The 17,349-nt window shown below is 61.9% G+C and carries 12 protein-coding genes; 5 read left to right on the top strand and 7 right to left on the bottom strand.

All coding sequences use genetic code 11. The features are described 5' to 3' along the window. Nucleotides 1–935 precede the first annotated feature (935 nt). The 3 genes from CHC01_RS24145 (at nucleotide 936) to CHC01_RS24135 (ending at nucleotide 3,733) form a co-directional block, all read left to right on the top strand. Nucleotides 936–1,394, top strand: coding sequence for a PaaI family thioesterase (locus CHC01_RS24145; RefSeq protein ID WP_089266877.1), 459 nt, complete (start codon nucleotides 936–938; stop codon nucleotides 1,392–1,394). 221 nt (nucleotides 1,395–1,615) lie between these two features. Next, nucleotides 1,616–2,026: a response regulator gene (locus CHC01_RS24140; protein ID WP_089266876.1), complete on the top strand. Its 411-nt coding sequence runs from the start codon at nucleotides 1,616–1,618 to the stop codon at nucleotides 2,024–2,026. A gap of 129 nt (nucleotides 2,027–2,155) precedes the next feature. Beyond that, complete coding sequence (locus tag CHC01_RS24135) at nucleotides 2,156–3,733, top strand: ATP-binding protein (RefSeq protein ID WP_244558500.1); 1,578 nt, start codon at nucleotides 2,156–2,158, stop codon at nucleotides 3,731–3,733. 3 nt (nucleotides 3,734–3,736) lie between these two features. Here CHC01_RS24135 and CHC01_RS24130 read toward each other — a convergent pair whose 3' ends face one another. From CHC01_RS24130 to CHC01_RS24100, 7 genes are all read right to left on the bottom strand, one after another. After that, nucleotides 3,737–6,370, bottom strand: a complete 2,634-nt coding sequence (locus CHC01_RS24130) for an EAL domain-containing protein (RefSeq protein WP_141137157.1) — start codon at nucleotides 6,368–6,370, stop codon at nucleotides 3,737–3,739. A 190-nt stretch (nucleotides 6,371–6,560) separates the two neighbouring features. Continuing rightward, nucleotides 6,561–9,194: an EAL domain-containing protein gene (locus CHC01_RS24125; RefSeq protein WP_089266873.1), complete on the bottom strand. Its 2,634-nt coding sequence runs from the start codon at nucleotides 9,192–9,194 to the stop codon at nucleotides 6,561–6,563. A gap of 269 nt (nucleotides 9,195–9,463) precedes the next feature. Then, nucleotides 9,464–10,249 carry an ABC transporter ATP-binding protein gene (locus CHC01_RS24120; protein ID WP_089266872.1) on the bottom strand — a complete coding sequence of 262 codons (786 nt, stop codon included), beginning with the start codon at nucleotides 10,247–10,249 and terminating at the stop codon, nucleotides 9,464–9,466. After that, nucleotides 10,246–11,019, bottom strand: a complete 774-nt coding sequence (locus CHC01_RS24115; protein ID WP_089266871.1) for an ABC transporter permease — start codon at nucleotides 11,017–11,019, stop codon at nucleotides 10,246–10,248. The genes CHC01_RS24120 and CHC01_RS24115 overlap by 4 nt, the downstream gene beginning before the upstream one ends. Nucleotides 11,020–11,148: 129 nt before the next feature. After that, nucleotides 11,149–12,093 carry an ABC transporter substrate-binding protein gene (locus CHC01_RS24110; RefSeq protein ID WP_089266870.1) on the bottom strand — a complete coding sequence of 315 codons (945 nt, stop codon included), beginning with the start codon at nucleotides 12,091–12,093 and terminating at the stop codon, nucleotides 11,149–11,151. 105 nt (nucleotides 12,094–12,198) lie between these two features. Further along, nucleotides 12,199–12,963, bottom strand: coding sequence for a histidine utilization transcriptional repressor HutC (hutC, locus tag CHC01_RS24105; RefSeq protein ID WP_089266869.1), 765 nt, complete (start codon nucleotides 12,961–12,963; stop codon nucleotides 12,199–12,201). Then, nucleotides 12,963–14,342: a formimidoylglutamate deiminase gene (locus tag CHC01_RS24100; protein ID WP_210421706.1), complete on the bottom strand. Its 1,380-nt coding sequence runs from the start codon at nucleotides 14,340–14,342 to the stop codon at nucleotides 12,963–12,965. The genes hutC and CHC01_RS24100 overlap by 1 nt, the downstream gene beginning before the upstream one ends. Before the next feature lie 95 nt (nucleotides 14,343–14,437). Here CHC01_RS24100 and hutI point away from each other — a divergent pair, with 95 nt between their 5' ends. Beyond that, nucleotides 14,438–15,664, top strand: a complete 1,227-nt coding sequence (gene hutI, locus CHC01_RS24095; RefSeq protein ID WP_089266867.1) for an imidazolonepropionase — start codon at nucleotides 14,438–14,440, stop codon at nucleotides 15,662–15,664. An 11-nt stretch (nucleotides 15,665–15,675) separates the two neighbouring features. Then, the gene (gene hutU, locus CHC01_RS24090; protein ID WP_089266866.1) at nucleotides 15,676–17,349 is read left to right on the top strand and encodes a urocanate hydratase; all 1,674 of its coding nucleotides are present in this window, start codon (nucleotides 15,676–15,678) and stop codon (nucleotides 17,347–17,349) included.

The raw sequence follows: 17,349 nt of genomic DNA, 5'->3' as shown, positions 1-17,349 counted from the left end.
TCTGGCGCCTGTGCGTCGTTGCTGATGTGAATGTCAAACAGCCACTGTTCTTCAGACATGCGTTATCACCCCCATTATTTGCGGCGCGGGGGCGCCGTCGTGTCTTGCATTCCCGCCCTCTGTTGAGAGGGCGTGCGGAACGCCGGGTGCCCGTTGCACCCTTGGGCCTGATGCGATGCGGTCTTCCGCAATTGTGAGTGCATCAGGACTTTCGGAGGCGCCGAGCGAGTGCCCGACGTTCCGCCTGCGGTGTTTTTTCGGTTGCTTGCACTTTGCCTCGACGAACGCTCCGATCGCGAATTAAAGTCCCAAGGCGATGGGAAGGGAGCCTCAAGCGAATAGGCCGAACGCGTTTTGATTTGGTCGTCCGTCACACTGTCCAGGCTCTTTCCATCCCAAGGTCGGCCGTCTCCTTGCCAGTGGCAGTGCTGGCGCAGATCCGTCCTGCCCGAAGACAGACGTTTCCCCATGAACCGCGTAACGCCGCATCTCCGGCGTCCACCGCATCCCACCCCGCGAACGTGACGATCGCGATCGCCCCTCTCGGTGGGGCAGGACGGAGGGGAATATAAACCTGACGGGGATGGTGTCAATGAGGAATAGGAAAAAATGTTTAGGCACTGTCTTGCGGCCGCCACTCGTCATTCCGGGGCGTGAGGAGGCGCCGGAGGCGACGGGACCGAACCCGGAATCCCAGCATGGGAATCTCCAGACAGCGCAAAACACTCTGGGATTCCGGGTTCGCGTCCGGCAAGTGCCGGCCGCGCCCCCGGAATGACAATGGGGGAGGACAGCGCCCCGGAACAACGGGCGACGAGCCATGCAGATTGCGACGCGCCCCCACGCCGCGACGTCCTATCCACCCGCCCCCCGCTTTTGTATGACCTAGCACTCACTCCCTCCAGCCCATCGATATCTCGCAAGAAGGAAAATCCATGACTGATGCGGCGACTGACGCGGCCTATGCTGAACTCGAAGCCGCCGGCTGGAGCATCATGGACGATGACGGGTTCATCCATTTCGTCGGCCCGATGTGGCACCGGGTCGTCGATGGCATCAATGAATTCGCCATTCTCGGCCAGGACAAGCACCGCAACCGCCGCGGCGTGGTTCAGGGCGGGGCGGTGATGACGCTGGCCGACCGGAGCTGCGGTATGGCGGCCCGCGAGGCTGCGGGGGTCGAGGCGCTCGCCACGGTCCAGATGGATACTTATTTCGTCGATGCCGCACGGATCGGCGACCTGATGATCTCCCGGCCGAAGGTCGTGCGTGCCACCAAGAGCCTGATCTTCATGAGCACCGAGGTCAGTGTGAACGATCACGTGGTCGCCACGGCACATGGTGTGTTCAAGACGGTCCGCGACCGCACCGATGCCGGGCGCAAGAACGACTGACCTGACGGCCGCCGCGGATTTTCGTCATCTTCACGGATTTTTTTTCGCACGCGGCGGAACGAAAGCGCGATCAGCTCGCTTAGCAAAGACATGCGAACCAAAGCAGTTTTTACGCGACCTATATTCGTATTCGATTGATCACGTTTAGACAGACCGATGCTTTCGACCCGAACCATCCCGGCCCTGTGGCCCATGGAACCGGCGATCAAGGTTCAAATCCCATGGCCCAAGACGCTGCCGTAAACGACGCCGCCCTCCCCACCACCGTCCTGGTCGTCGAGGACGATGTACTGCTGCGCATGTTTGCGGTCGAAATGATCGAGGAAGCCGGCTTTCGGGTGATCGAGGCGCCGGATGCTGACGCTGCGATCCGCGTGCTCGAAGAGCGCAACGATATCCGCATCATCTTTACCGATATCGACATGCCCGGCTCGATGAACGGACTCAAGCTCGCCCATGCGGTCGCCAATCGCTGGCCGCCCATTCGCATCATCGCAACATCAGGCCACTTCAGGATAGGCGAACGCGACCTGCCCGATGGCGGCCGCTTCATTCCCAAACCCTATCGCCAGCACCAGATCATCGGCGCCCTGACCGAATTCGCCAATCCCCGCAGCGCATTCGGCGTCTGATAAGCCCCGTTCGCAATTGCGCTCACGCTTGACGCCTCCACACCGCCCGGTCACCCTCGGTTGCTAGATACCAGCTATCGGCGGGGGCAGGCGATGTGGGCATCACTCCAGAACTTTCTCGATAGTTCCATGTTTGCCCCGCACGGCATTTGTCTGCTGTGGGACCCCGGCCTGATCTGGCTTCATGTCGCCTCGGATGCGCTGATCGCCGCGGCCTATTTCTCGATTCCCGTCGTCCTCACGATCTTCGTCTGGAAGCGCCGCGATGTGGAGTTCGGCTGGATCTTCTGGGCCTTCGCGCTCTTCATCATGGCCTGCGGCCTGACCCATGTGATGTCGATCTACACGCTGTGGGTTCCGGCCTATGGCGCCGAAGGAATCCTCAAGGCGATCACGGCCGTCGCCTCGGTCGTCACCGCAGCGATTCTCTGGCCACTGCTACCGAGGCTACTGGCGATCCCCTCGCCCGCACAGTTGCGCGAAACCGAACTGGCGCTGATCGAGGAGGGCCGGCACCGGCGCGAAGCCGAGGACATGCTGCGCCATACGCAGAAGATGGAAGCGATCGGCCACCTCACCGGCGGTGTTGCCCATGACTTCAACAATCTGCTGACCATCATCATCGGTAATCTCGAAATCGCCGAGCACAGCATCTCGACCTGGACGGAATCGTCACGTGATCGCCTCAGGCGCGTCATTGCCAGCGCGGCCGGCGGCGCGCAGCGCGCCGTGGTGCTGACGCAGCGTCTGCTCGCCTTCGCACGCAAGCAGCCGCTCGACCCGAAGACCATCAATGTCAACGGATTGCTCCACGGCATGTCGGACTTCTTCCAGCGCACATTGAGCGAGAATATCGATCTCGAAATCGTCGGCGGCGCCGGGCTGTGGCAGGTCGAGGTCGACCCAAGCCAGATGGAAGCCGCCATCCTCAATCTTGTGGTCAATGCACGCGACGCCATGGCCGGCCAAGACCATCTGAAGATCGGCAAACTGACGATCGAAACCAGCAACGCTTTCATCGACGAGATCTACGCCCTGCAGCATTCCGATGTGGTCATCGGGCAGTATGTCCTGATCTCGGTGACGGACACCGGACCGGGCATGCCCAAGGACGTGCAGGAGCGCGCGTTCGACCCGTTCTTCACCACCAAGGAGCCCGGACAGGGCACCGGCCTCGGCCTGAGCCAGGTCTACGGCTTCGTCAAGCAATCCGGCGGCCATGTGAAGATCTATAGCGAGGTCGGCGAAGGCACGACCATCAAGGTCTATCTGCCGCGCAGCAGACAGCATACGGACCAAGCAAGCGAGATAGAGAGGCGCATTGTCGGCAGCAAGGGCAACGAGACTGTGATGATCGTGGAAGACGATCCGGATGTGCGGTCCTACCTGGTCGAGACGCTGGAAGGTCTCAACTATCAGGTCCGCGAAGCCGGCAATGCCGACGCAGCGCTGGCCGACTTCACCGACGATCCCGAACCGTTCGACTTGCTGCTGACCGATATCGTGATGCCCGGCATGAACGGGCGACTGCTGGCCGACGAGATGCAAAAGCGGCAGCCGAAGCTGAAAGTGCTGTTCATGACCGGCTATTCGCGCAACGCCATCGTGCATCAGGGCCGGCTCGATCCCGGCGTGTCGCTGCTGCAGAAGCCGATTACGCAAGCGGCGCTCGGCAACAAGGTGCGCGAGATGCTCGACAAGCGGTAAAGGTTAAGGGATTCGCCTGACGGGCACGGCACCGCGCGTCCGCTCTGCCTGACGCCGCATATCGCTCAGGGTCGCGGCGGCACGCGACGTTTCGTGACCAGCGAGCCAGAGTTCGAAATCCGGCACCGGCAGCGCAGGCGAATAGACGAAGCCCTGGATGACATCGCAGCCGAGTTCGGTGAGAATCCGGCGCTGCCCATCGGTCTCGACGCCTTCGGCGACCACGATCATGTCGAGGCTCTGGCCGACCCGTATGATGGCGCGCGTAATCGCCAGCGCACTCGCCTCGCTTTCAAGGCCACGCATGAAGCTACGATCGATCTTCAACTCACGGATCGGCAGATGCGCGAGACGGCTGAGGCTGGAATAGCCCGTGCCGAAATCATCCATCGACAGCTGCACGCCGGACTTGCGAATTTTCTCCATGGTCTCGACGGCGGTCGAATGCTCGCTCATCACCACGCCTTCGGTGACCTCCAGCATCAGCATGTCCGGCGACAGACCGTTTTCGGCGATCACTTCGCCGACCAGCGTGGCGAGATCGCCATTCTGGAAATTGATCGGCGACAGATTGACCGAGACGCTGGGCACGTCGACGCCATTTTTGCGCCAGGCCGCAACCTGCCGGCAGGCTTCGCGCAGCGACCAGGTGCCGATCAGCTCGATCAGCCCGTATTCTTCCGCGAGCGGGATGAACTTCGATGGCGGCACTTCGCCGAGCACCGGATCGGACCAGCGGGCCAGTGCCTCGACACCGTAAAGGCGACCGTCAGCGCGCACCTGCGGCTGATAATGAAGCCGCAGTGCATCCTGCACGATGGCATTGCGCAGCGCCGTACTGAAGGCGAGTCGCTCCTCGCTGACGCGGTTCATCTCTGCACTGAAGAAGCGATAGGTCGAGCGACCGGCCTGCTTGGCCTGATACATCGCCGCATCGGCATGTTTGAGCAGACCGTCGATATCACCGGCGTTGTCGGGATAGATGCTGACGCCGATGCTGGCCGATACCGGCACCAGCTTGGCGCCAAGCTGCATCGGCGGCAGCAGTGTCTCGAGCAGACGGCTGGCGATCAAGGCGGCGCCTTCGACATCGCAATTCGGCAGCACAATGACGAATTCGTCACCGCCCTGCCGGCTCAGCGTGTCGGCCGGCCGAATCTGCCTGCACAGTCGTTGCGTGACCTTGACCAGCAACTCGTCGCCAATGGAATGACCGAGCGTGTCGTTGACGTCCTTGAAGTGATCGATATCGAGGAACATCACGGCAATGCGGTCCCGCGGCTTGCTCTTGTCGATCAGCCCCGTCAGGATCTGGCGCAGTTGCGCGCGGTTCGGCAGGCCGGTCAGCGCATCGAAATAGGCCAGACGCGCGATTTCGCTGCGGGCCTCATGCCGTTCAATGGCCAGTGCGCACAGATGAACACAGGCATCGACGATGGTCTGATGCCAGCGCGTCGGGCCGCGCACTTCACGGAAGTAGAAGGCAAAGGCGCCGATGACGCGACCATCCCGCGCCTTGATCGGCGTCGACCAGCAGGCGCGCAGGCCGGCTTCCAGCGGCAGACTGCTATAGAGCCGCCACCGCGGATCGGTGGCGATATCGGTGGCCAGCACCGCGTGGCCGAGAAAGGCCGCCGCGCCGCAGGACCCGACATCGGGACCGGTGGCAATACCGTCAACAACAGGCGCAAAGGCGGCCGGGAGGCTGGGACCACCGAGCGGATGGAGCCGACCGTCCGCGTCCACATGCAACACCGACGAGACGATATCGGGCGCGATGGCTTCGACGCGGTGGCAGAGATCGCCGATCACATCCACGACCGGCATGTCGTTGGCGAGATTTTCCAGCACATGATGCTGCAGCGAATGGATCTGCTTGCTCTCGGTGATGTCGTCGAGCACCGCGACGAGATGCTCGACCTCGCCGGCTTGGTTGCGGCCTGCGTTGACCGTGCTTGAGATCCAGATCTCGTGACCGTCCTTGTCATAGACAAGGATATCCTCTTGCCCGTGTCCTTCGGCATCGATCTGCGCGTGAAACCGCTCCAGCGTTTCGTTGTCGGTATACTCTCCGGTCAGCAAATCCCGCGGGTGTTTGCCCATCGCTTCCGCAAGCGTGTATCCGAACAGCTCTGTAAAAGCGTCGTTGACATAGACGATGGTCATGTCGCGTTTGGAGACCATCACGACACGGTCGGTCTTTTCGGCAACCAGTGCCATCAGCGCATTTTGGTCGCGGCCACGGACATCGTCCGTCACGTCGCGGATGAAGTTGATGTAGAGCGTCTTGCCGGCGTAATCGACGCGTGAGATCGAGAACGCGCCCCAGGCCTCGCTCCCGTCCTTGCGGCTGATCCTGAACTCGCGGCGGCCCTTGACCGCTACTTGCGGATCCATGGCAGACTTTGCCGCAATCACTCCATCGAGATGTTCGCGCACGTCGAGCGGGACCAGAACATTCATCTGCCGTCCGACGACGTCGCCACGGCTGTAGCCCCATAGGCGTTCGGCAGCAGCATTGAAATGCCTGATCTCGTTGTCGATCCCGGTGATCACGACAGCATCGACCGCCTGTTCGAACGCAGAGAACAGCGCCTTCGCCTCTTCGCTGGGCTGGCCGACAGGACTTGCAGACATGAAACGACCTTCGATCACAGGAGCCGCGTGAGCACGACGACAACTGTCTTCGTTACAGCGGCAATGTCATTCGCAGGTACGAGTGTATTCGAACTCCAGTAGCTAAGAAGTTCGTTCGATCTCATCTCGAGGGGCCGGAATACCGGATGTCGTTAACAACGCGTTAACGACGGTCGTCAACTTCTCGAGATTACATGGCCGCGAGCGCACCCGGCCACATTTCCTCTTGCGCAGCTTCGATCCGGCGCTCGTCAACCAGCGCCGCCCAGCGTTCGGCATGGCGGGCCACCAGCCAGGCTTCGAGATCGAATGCGGACAGTGCAGGCGAATACAGGAAACCCTGAATGACGTCGCAGCCCAGCCCGGCGAGAATCCTGCGCTGTTCTTCGGTTTCGACGCCTTCGGCCACGACCGTCATGTTGAGGCTCTGCCCGACGCACACGATGGCGGTGGCGATCGCCAGAGCACAGACCTCGGTCTCGATACCGCGCATGAAGCTGCGATCGATCTTCAGCTCGCGCACCGGCAAATGCGCCAGGCGGCTCAAGCTCGAATAGCCCGTGCCGAAATCATCCATCGACAATCCGATGCCAGCCGCGCGGATCTGCATCATGATCTCGATCGCGGTCGTGTGTTCGCTCATCACCGCGCCCTCGGTGACTTCGAGCATCAGCCTGTTCGGCGCCAGCCCGTTTTCCGCGATGATGTCGGAGATCAATGCCGGCAATCCCGGATTCAGAAAATTGATCGGCGACAGGTTGACGGAGACGCAAGGCACATCGAGCCCCGCCTTTTGCCACGCCGCAATCTGCCTGCATGCCTCGCGTAGCGACCAGACACCGATCTGCTCGATGAGGCCGCATTCCTCCGCGAGCGGAATGAACTTCGCCGGTGACACATCGCCCAATACGGGATGATGCCAGCGCGCCAGCGCCTCGACGCCGTAGAGATCCCCGCTGCTCGCGCGAATCTGCGGCTGGTAGTGCAACCGCAGGCCGCCTTGCGCAAGCGCGTGGCGCAAAGCGGCGCTGAGACGAAGGCGCTCCTCATTCACGCGGTCCATGTCGTTGCTGAAAAACCGATGCGTGGAGCGGCCGGCCTGCTTGGCCTTGTACATCGCCGCATCGGCATATTTCAGCAGACTATCGAGATCGCGGGCATTGTCCGGAAACATGCTGATGCCGGCGCTGGCAGAAATCGGCACCTGATGGCCGCCGAGCTGCAGCGGAACCGACAGCGCCTCGGTGAGACAGCCCGCGATGCGGGAGGCATCGGCCGCGACACAGTTCGGCATCAGGATGATGAACTCATCGCCGCCCTGACGACTCAGGATATCGCCCGGTCGGATGTGCTGATGAAGCCGCTGTGTGACGGCGACCAGCAAGTCATCGCCGACAGCATGCCCCAGCGTATCGTTGACGTCCTTGAAGTGATCTAGGTCAAGAAATATCAGCGCCATCTGCGCATCTGCGGGGCATTCCGCGACGGCACGCTCCATCAACTGGCGCATATGGGTCCGGTTCGGCAGACCGGTGAGCGCATCGAAATAAGCAAGCCGCGAGATTTCGTTGCGCGCTTCCTCACGCTCGATGGCGACCGCGGCGAGATGAACACAGGCATCGACGATGCCGTGATGCAAGCGGCTGGGTCTGCGACATTCCCTGAAATAGAATGCGAACGTACCGATGACGCGCCCATCCTTGGTCTTGATCGGCATCGACCAGCAGGCCTTCAGACCGGAAGCCAGCGGCGCGCTGTTGTATGGCAGCCAGAGAGGATCGTTTTCGATATCGGTGACCAGAACAGGCTCGCCGCGAAAGGCCGCGGTCCCGCAAGACCCGACATCCGGTCCGATGGCAATGCCGTCCAGCGCCTGCGCATAACCTGCCGGGAGGCTTGGCCCTCCCAAAGGATGCAGCAATCCCGCGGAATCGACATGTAGCACCGAACAGACGACATCGGGCGCGATCTGCTCCACCTTCCGGCAAAGATTGTCCATCACGTCGAGCAGCGGCTGCTCATCGGCCAGCGCTTCGAGAATGTGATGCTGCAATGACTGAAGCTGCTTGCTCTCGGTGATATCGGTCATCAATGCGACAAGGTGCTGGATTTTTCCATCCGTGCCATGAATCGCATTCAAGGCAACCGAGACCCAGACCTCGTTGCCCGCTTTGTCGTAAAGGAGGATTTCGTCTTCAGCAGATCCTTCCGTTCTGATCTGCTGGTCCAGATATGCGAGCGTCGCCTGGCTGGTATATGCGCCGACGAGGAATTCCTCCGGGATGAGTCCCGTCGCCTCATCCAGCGCGTAGCCGAACATGCCGGTGAAGGCGCCGTTGACATAGCAGATCCGTGCATCGCGACCCGCGATGTAGATAGCGCGTTTCGTCTTGTCGACCACGAGAGCCAGCGGGATAATTTCTTCTCTGCGCTTCACCTCCTCCGTCACATCGCGGACGAAGCCCATATAGGTGATCTCGCCATTCACCTCGACCCGCGACATCGACAACGATCCCCAGATCTCGCTGCCGTCCTTGCGTTCGATTCTCACCTCGCGGCTATGACCGACGATGCGATTGACGCCGGTCGAGCGGTTCGCGGCGATGTATCCGTCATGCTGCGACCTGATGGCCATCGGCACCAGAAAGCTGATATTTCGCCCGAGCACTTCATCGCGCTCATAGCCCCACAACCGTTCGGCGGCGGCGTTGAAATGGGTCACGCTATTCGTGCTGTCGATCATCACGACAGCATCGATGGCCTGCTCCAGCCCGGCGAGGAGCGTCCTGGCCGCATCACTCTGGTCGACATGCACCAACGTCATAAACGCAACTCGCAATTACTTTGCTCAAACCATCGGACCGTCGTTGAAATGACCCGATCACCGGCTTTCAGCCGAGGTGGTGCAATCGTATGTGCGAGACGTCGCCAAACTGTTTTGCGCGGCGCCCGAGTTCCAGGCGACCGCGAACGTACTTAAGGTCCGGATAAAACCACGCAGCCAGAGCAGGACACGCAAGCAACGACGCAACCTTCGATAGTTGGCGCGTCGCTCAAGCGGTATCCTGACGCCGCTGATGCGGCCTGAGAATCTCAGTGGGCCTCAGCCGCGAGCACGGCCTCGACACGGATTTCTTCCGTGAGCCGCGCTTTGAGATCGGAAAAAGCCGGGCTGGTCTTGATTGTGTAGTGCCGCGGATGCGGTAGATCGACCGCGATATCGGCCTTGATGCGACCGGGACGCGCCGACATCACCACGGTTCGCGACGCGAGGAACACCGCTTCCTCGATATCGTGGGTGACGAAGATCACCGTCTTGCGCTCGCGCTCCCAGATGCCGAGCAGCAATTCCTGCATCAAGGCGCGCGTCTGGTTGTCGAGCGCGCCAAACGGCTCGTCGAGCAGCAGGATCTTCGGATCGTTGGCGAGCGCGCGTGCAATGGCCGTGCGCTGCTGCATGCCGCCGGAGAGTTGCTTCGGGAAATGATTGGCGAAACTGGTGAGGCCGACTTTCTCCAGCCACTCGCCGGCAATGCGCGTGCGTTCACGTTGCGAGACGCCGCGCTCGCGCAAACCGAAGGAGATGTTCTCGGAGACAGTCAGCCAGGGAAACAGCGTGTAGGACTGGAACACCATGCCGCGATCCGCGCCCGGACCGGTGATGGCCTTGCCGTCGAGCAGAATGCGGCCGGTGGTCGGCGTATCCAGCCCGGCGACCATGCGCAGCAGCGTGGACTTGCCACAACCACTTGGTCCGAGGATCGTGACGAAGTCGTTGTCCGCGACGGAAAGATTGGTCGGCTCCAGCGCACGCGTCGGCGTACCGCCGCGCACGGCGGGGAAAATCCGCGAGACGTTGTCGATGACGAGCTTGCTCAAATGATGCTCCACGGAAACAAGCGCCGGTTCGCAGCCTTGAACGCGTAGTCCGAAATCAAACCGATGATGCCGATGACGATGATGCCGAAAATGATCTGGCCGGTGGCGAGCAACGCCTGGCTATCGATGATCATGTGGCCGATGCCCGAGGACGAGCCGATCAGTTCGGCGACGATGACATAGGTCCAGGCCCAGCCCAGTACGAGACGGAGAATTTCCGCAATCTCCGGCGCGGCGGACGGTATGAGAACGCGCTTGAGCACGCCGGCGTCGCGCGCGCCGAGCGTCAGCGATGCCTCGACCAGATCGCGGCGCACGCTGCCAACACTGACAGCGACCATCAGGATGAGCTGGAATACCGAGCCGATGAAGATCACCAGCAGCTTCTGCAATTCGCCGATGCCGGCCCACAGGATCAGGAGCGGAATGAAGGCCGAAGCGGGCAGATAGCGCGCAAAGGACACGAAGGGTTCGAGGAACGCTTCGATGGGCTTGTAGGCGCCCATCAGGATGCCGATCGGCACCGCAAACAGCGCCGCCAGAACGAAGCCGCCGATCACGCGCCAGATGGTCATGCCGATATCATGCAGGAAGCCGTGCTTGGTCAGCAGAAACCAGCCGTCCTGCAGCATGGTCCACGGATTGGCGAGAAAGGTCTTGGAGACGAAGCCACCAAAGGTCGCATAGGACCACGCGGCAACGAACAGCACAAAGAAGGATATGCCGAGCACGACGCGCGCGGTGGATGAAATGGGGGCGAGTGGCTTCATGCTGCGTATTCGATGCTCATGACCGTCATTGCGAGGAGCTCTTGCGACGAAGCAATCCAGTCTTCCTTAAGTAGAGCTGGATTGCCGCGTCGCTTCGCTCCTCGCAATGACGGAAGCGATGGCGGAGATTTACTGAATGAAACGCGGATCGGCGAGCTTCGTCAGATCCGGGATTTCCTTGATCACGCCGATCTCGAGCAGCAGCTCGGCCGCTTCCTTCGAGAACGCCTGGTGCTCGCCGGCGAAGAACTTCTTGTTCGCTTCCTGATCCTGCCAGCGCAGATACTGCGCGGAGGCGCCGAACTTCTCGCCGGTCTGCTTCACGTCGGCGCCCATGATCTCGTAGGACTTGTCCTTCTCGGCGCCGATCATCGCAACGGCCTCGAAATAGCTCTTGGCCAGCGCCTTCACGGCACCTTCGTTATCGGCGATAAACTTCGGCGTGCAGCCGAAGGTGTCCATGATCATCGGATAGTCGAGCGTGGTGGCGATGATCTTGCCGGCTTCCGGCTTCTCACGCACGGCCGACAGATACGGCTCATAGGTCATGGCCGCATCGTTCTGGCCGGCGATGAAAGCCTGCGCTGCCGGACCCGGCTCCATGTTGACGACGGAGACGTCCTTCACGCTGAGGCCGTTCTTCTTCAAGAACCAGGCGAGCGTGAAATAGGGCGCCGTGCCCGGAGCCGATGCGGCAACGGTCTTGCCCTTCAAATCCTTGATCGATGCGGTGCCGGCGCGCACGGCCATGCCGTCAGCGCCATAGGACTTATCGAGCTGGAACAGCTGCGTCGTGGCGACGCCATTGGCATTCCACACCACCCAGGTCTCGACCGTAGTGGCGGCGCATTGCACGTCACCCGAGGCGATGGCGAGATGGCGGCTGGCCTGCGGCACCTTCTTGATGGTGACGTCGAGACCGTTCTTCGCGAAGATGCCGGCTTCCTTCGCCAGCGTCAGCGGCGCAAAACCCGTCCAGCCGGAAATGGCGATGGTCACCTTGGTCTGCGCCGCAGCCGGGGTCGCAACGAGAGCCGCGAGCATGGCGGCGACGGAAACTCCAATCAACTTCATAACGCACTCTCCTCAGCCAGATTTAGAATGATACTGCATGGCAACATGGCGGATTGCCAGAGTCAATTTCCGCAGACGGCCTGCGGCAGATGATTCATATCGTCCTCATGATCGCAGCCCCGTCGGCGTGAAGCGCGCGGTGAGCTGATACAAATCGTTCGGATAGGTGACGCGCACCGATGTGATGATCTTGTTCTTGCGCCAGGTGCGGCGCTCGACCACGAGGCAGGCGGCCGGCTTCTTCAGCGCCAATGCCTTCAGCGCCACATCATCTGCCAGAGACGCGGTGATCCGATGCTCCGCCTCATTCCACGGCACGTGACCAAGCAGCCAGGTACCGGGCGGCACGCGCGTGAAATCGATTTCAGACGCGGGCGGCACCACGTCGAGATTGATCAGGCGTTCTTCCAGCGCGAAAGGTCTGCCCTTGGCGATGTGCCGACAGCTCAACACCAATACATCGCAGCTCTTGTCGATGCCGAGACGTTCGAGATCGTCCTTGGTCGCCTTGCGCCGTTTTCGCGTGAGCAACTCATAAGCATAGGCCTCGCCGCGCTTGGCGATTTCGGCCTGGATATCGGGAATATGCAGTACCGCGGACTGCACCAGCGGCTTGGCGACAAAACTGCCGACGCGGCGCTTGCGCTCGATGACACCAGCCGCTGCGAGGCCCGACAGCACCTTGTTCACAGTCATCCGCGAACAATTATAGCTCTCGACCAGCTCATGCTCGAATGGAATGCGATGACCGGGCGGCCAGCGGCCGGAGAGGATCTTCTCTTCGAGATCGGCGCGGATGCGCTGATACAGCGCCTGCGGCGCGGCCTGCGCTTTTCCATTTGCCGATTTTGATACGCGCGCTGTCGCCATCAGAGTGTCGCCAGCCGCTGCACGACGCGCCGATAGCGTTCGGTGATGGATGCGCGCTTGATGTGGCGACCGCTGTTGACGACCTGCTTACCGCCGACGAAGACGTCGGAGATCGCCGACTTACCGGCAACAAAGGTCATGGCATCGAGCCAGCGGTCGCCGGTGACGGCACAGAGATCGGGATGCGTGGTGTCCAGCACGACGATATCGGCGCGCTTGCCCACCGCAAGTGCACCGATATTGCGGCCCGAAGCCTGCGTGCCGCCGACCAGCGCATGTTCATACAGCGCACGGCCGGTGGATTCACCTTCGTGGCGCGCCACGGCATTGCGGACGCGATAGGCCAGACGCTGGCTGTATTCGAACTGCTTGAGTTCGCCCGGCGCGGTGATCTCGATATTGGAGTCGCTACCGACACCGAACACGCCGCCGGCATCGATGAAGCGCGGGCCGTCGAAAATGCCGTCACCGAGGCTCGCTTCGGTGAGCGGACACAGGCCGATGACGGCGCCTGTCTTCGCGACACCGGTGACTTCCTCATCGGTCATATGGGTCGCGTGGATCAGCACCCAGCGCCTGTCGACCGGCATATGATCCAGCAGCCATGCCACCGGCCGCTGGCCGGACCAAGCGATACAGTCCTCGACCTCTTTGGTCTGCTCGGCCACGTGGATATGGATCGGACCATCGGGCACCGCCTTGAGGACGTCATTCAACGTCTCCGGCGTGATCGCGCGCAGGGAATGCGGCGCGATGCCGATGGCGGCGTCATCGACCGACTTGATCGCTTCACGCGACTTCTCCAGCAGCGCCAGAAAGCGCGCGGGATCATTGACGAAACGGCGCTGGCCATGGATCGATTGCGCGCCGCCGAAACCACTGAAATTGTAGAAGGACGGCAGCAGCGTCAGACCGATGCCGGTCTCGCCGGCCGCCGCCGCGATGCGCGTACCCATCTCCGCGAGATCGCCATAAGGCGTGCCGGTCTCGTCGTGATGCAGATAGTGAAATTCGGCCACCGAGGTGAAGCCGCCTTCCAGCATCTCGGCATATGCGAAAGCCGCGATGGCTTCGACGTCATCCAGCGTCAGCGTATCGATGAAACGATACATGAGCTGCCGCCAAGTCCAGAAACTGTCCTGCGTGGCGCCGCGGATTTCGGTGAGGCCGGCCATGCCGCGCTGGAACGCATGGCTGTGCAGATTGGGCAATCCGGGCAGCGCCACGCCGCTGATGATTTCAGCGTCAGCGCTGCTCGAATTCGCGGCAACGGCCGTGATGGTGCCATTCTCGATTGCGACAACTACGTCGCGCGCCCAGCCTGACGGCAGCAGCGCGTGCGCGAAGAACAGCCTTTTTGCAGCACGTTGCGTGCCCATAGCGATTGCCTGTTGCATTCAAAAGACGCTCGACAATAAGCGAGGCCGCTGATTATGTATAGACATACGACGTCCCGAATTTACGGCAGTCCGTCATGACCTTCGATACCATCTGGACCAATGCACGCCTTGCCACCATGGCGCCCGGCACGCCCGGCCTCGGGATTGTGGAGGACGGGTGCATCGCAGCAAAGGATGGCCGGATTGCTTACGTCGGGCGGGCTTCGGAATTGCCGGCGGGCGCCGACGCCAAGACCCGCATCGATTGCGAAGGGCGCTGGATCACGCCGGGGCTGGTCGATTGCCACACCCATCTGATCTATGGCGGCAACCGCGCCAGTGAATTCGCAATGCGGCTCGAGGGCGCCAGCTACGAAGATATTTCGCGCGCCGGCGGCGGCATCGCCTCGAGCATGAAGGCGACGCGCGCGGCGAGCGAGCAACAGCTCGTCGCCAGCGGATTGAAGCGGCTCGACCATCTGCTCGCCGAAGGCGTCACGACCATCGAGATCAAGTCGGGCTACGGCCTCGACAAGGATACCGAAATCCGCTGCCTCAAGGCCGCGAGGCAGCTCGGCCGCGAGCGCGACGTCTCCGTCCTGACATCGTTTCTTGGAGCACATGCGATGCCGCCGGAAGCGAATGGCGACAAGGACGCCTATATCGACACGGTCATCGCCAAAATGCTGCCGGCGATTGCCGAACTAAAGCTCGCCGACGCCGTCGACGCGTTCTGCGAGGGCATCGCATTTTCGCCGGAGCAAACGGCGCGGGTGTTCGACGCCGCCAAGAAACTCGGCCTGCCCGTGAAGCTGCATGCCGACCAGCTCTCCAACCTGCACGGCGCGAAGCTCGCCGCCGACTACAACGCACTGTCCGCGGATCACCTCGAACATACCGATGAAGACGGCGTCATCGCGCTGACCAAGGCCGGCACCGTTGCTGTGGTATTGCCGGGTGCTTACTACACCCTGCGCGAAACCCAGGCGCCGCCGATCGCGCTATTCCGCAAGCACGGCACGCATCTGGCACTGGCCACCGACAGCAATCCCGGCACGTCGCCACTGACCTCGCTGCTGCTGACCATGAATATGGGTGCGACACTGTTTCGTATGACCGTGGACGAATGCCTGCTCGGCGTCACGCGCGAAGGCGCGCGGGCGCTCGGCAAGCTGAGCGAAGTCGGCACGCTGGAAATTGGCAAGGCCTGCGACCTTGCCGTCTGGGACATCGAACATCCCGCCGAGCTGGTCTACCGCGTCGGCTTCAATCCGCTTCACGCCCGCGTCTGGCACGGCCGGACTTCCGCGACATCCAAATAAGGACCGACATCATGGATCGCAGCAAGAACAGCCGCATCGTCCGCAGCCCGCGCGGCACAGAGCTTTCCGCCAAGGACTGGCTCACCGAAGCGCCACTGCGCATGCTGATGAACAATCTCGATCCGGAAGTGGCCGAGAACCCGAACGAGCTGGTGGTCTATGGCGGCATCGGCCGCGCCGCACGTAACTGGGAAGCCTTCGACCAGATCGCCAAGTCGCTCCGTGAACTCAATGCCGATGAGACGCTGCTGGTGCAATCCGGCAAGCCGGTCGGCGTATTCAAGACGCATGCCGACGCGCCGCGCGTGCTGATCGCCAATTCCAATCTCGTACCGCGCTGGGCCACCTGGGAGCACTTCAACGAGCTCGATCGCAAGGGCTTGATGATGTACGGCCAGATGACGGCCGGCTCGTGGATCTATATCGGCTCGCAGGGCATCGTGCAGGGCACCTATGAGACCTTCGTCGAAGCCGGACGGCAGCACTATAACGGCGACCTGTCTGGCCGCTGGATCCTCACCGCCGGCCTCGGCGGCATGGGCGGCGCCCAGACGTTGGCTGCCACCATGGCCGGCGCGTCGTGCCTCGCGGTCGAGTGCCAGCCGAGCCGCATCGAGATGCGCTTGAAGAGCCGTTATCTCGACGTGCAGGCAAAGGATCTCGACGACGCATTGGCGATCATCGAGAAGGCCAACAAGGAGAAGAAGCCAATTTCCGTTGGCGTGCTCGGCAATGCTGCCGATATCTTCCCTGAACTGGTGCGCCGCGGCGTCCGGCCGGACATCGTCACCGACCAGACCTCGGCGCATGATCCGGTCAACGGCTATCTGCCGAAAGGCTGGACGCTGTCCGAGTGGGAAGCCAAGCGTGCCACCGATCCGCAGGCCGTCGAGAAGGCCTCGCGCAAGTCGATGAGCGAGCATGTCCGCGCCATGCTCGACTTCCACAAGATGGGCGTGCCGACGGTCGATTACGGCAACAACATCCGCCAGATGGCCAAGGAAGAAGGCGTCGACAACGCGTTCGACTTCCCGGGCTTCGTCCCCGCCTATATCCGCCCGCTGTTCTGCCGCGGCATCGGCCCGTTCCGCTGGGCTGCACTCTCCGGCGATCCCGAGGACATCTACAAGACCGACGCCAAGGTGAAGGAGATCCTCGGACACAACAAGGCGCTGGTGAACTGGCTCGACATGGCGCGCGAGCGCATCCAGTTTCAGGGCCTGCCGGCGCGGATCTGCTGGGTTGGGCTCGGCGATCGCCATCGCCTCGGCCTCGCCTTCAACGAAATGGTGGCCTCGGGCGAACTCAAGGCACCGATCGTGATCGGCAGGGATCATCTCGACTCGGGTTCAGTGGCAAGCCCGAACCGCGAGACCGAAGCGATGAAGGACGGCTCCGACGCCGTCTCCGACTGGCCGCTGCTCAATGCGCTGCTCAACTGCGCATCTGGCGCAACATGGGTGTCGCTGCATCACGGCGGCGGCGTCGGCATGGGCTTCTCGCAGCATTCCGGCATGGTCATCGTCGCCGACGGCACGCCGGAAGCGGCAAAGCGCCTCGAACGGGTATTGTGGAACGATCCGGCCACCGGCGTGATGCGTCACGCCGATGCGGGCTATGAGGAAGCCATCGACTGCGCCGAGGAACATCACCTCAATCTGCCATCGCTGCAAGCCAAGGGCTGA

The sequence above is a fragment of the Tardiphaga sp. OK246 genome, assembly GCF_900188215.1.
GTDB lineage: Bacteria > Pseudomonadota > Alphaproteobacteria > Rhizobiales > Xanthobacteraceae > Tardiphaga > Tardiphaga robiniae.
This window is presented reverse-complemented; position numbering and strand designations above follow the sequence as displayed.

What these genes read in the sequence shown, in the direction of transcription:
- CHC01_RS24145 (WP_089266877.1), top strand. Translation starts at nt 936, where the DNA reads ATGACTGATGCGGCGACTGACGCGGCCTATGCTGAACTCGAAGCCGCC.
- CHC01_RS24140 (WP_089266876.1), top strand. Translation starts at nt 1,616, where the DNA reads ATGGCCCAAGACGCTGCCGTAAACGACGCCGCCCTCCCCACCACCGTC.
- CHC01_RS24135 (WP_244558500.1), top strand. Translation starts at nt 2,156, where the DNA reads ATGTTTGCCCCGCACGGCATTTGTCTGCTGTGGGACCCCGGCCTGATC.
- CHC01_RS24130 (WP_141137157.1), bottom strand. Translation starts at nt 6,370, where the DNA reads ATGTCTGCAAGTCCTGTCGGCCAGCCCAGCGAAGAGGCGAAGGCGCTG.
- CHC01_RS24125 (WP_089266873.1), bottom strand. Translation starts at nt 9,194, where the DNA reads ATGACGTTGGTGCATGTCGACCAGAGTGATGCGGCCAGGACGCTCCTC.
- CHC01_RS24115 (WP_089266871.1), bottom strand. Translation starts at nt 11,019, where the DNA reads ATGAAGCCACTCGCCCCCATTTCATCCACCGCGCGCGTCGTGCTCGGC.
- CHC01_RS24110 (WP_089266870.1), bottom strand. Translation starts at nt 12,093, where the DNA reads ATGAAGTTGATTGGAGTTTCCGTCGCCGCCATGCTCGCGGCTCTCGTT.
- hutC (WP_089266869.1), bottom strand. Translation starts at nt 12,963, where the DNA reads ATGGCGACAGCGCGCGTATCAAAATCGGCAAATGGAAAAGCGCAGGCC.
- CHC01_RS24100 (WP_210421706.1), bottom strand. Translation starts at nt 14,342, where the DNA reads ATGGGCACGCAACGTGCTGCAAAAAGGCTGTTCTTCGCGCACGCGCTG.
- hutI (WP_089266867.1), top strand. Translation starts at nt 14,438, where the DNA reads ATGACCTTCGATACCATCTGGACCAATGCACGCCTTGCCACCATGGCG.
- hutU (WP_089266866.1), top strand. Translation starts at nt 15,676, where the DNA reads ATGGATCGCAGCAAGAACAGCCGCATCGTCCGCAGCCCGCGCGGCACA.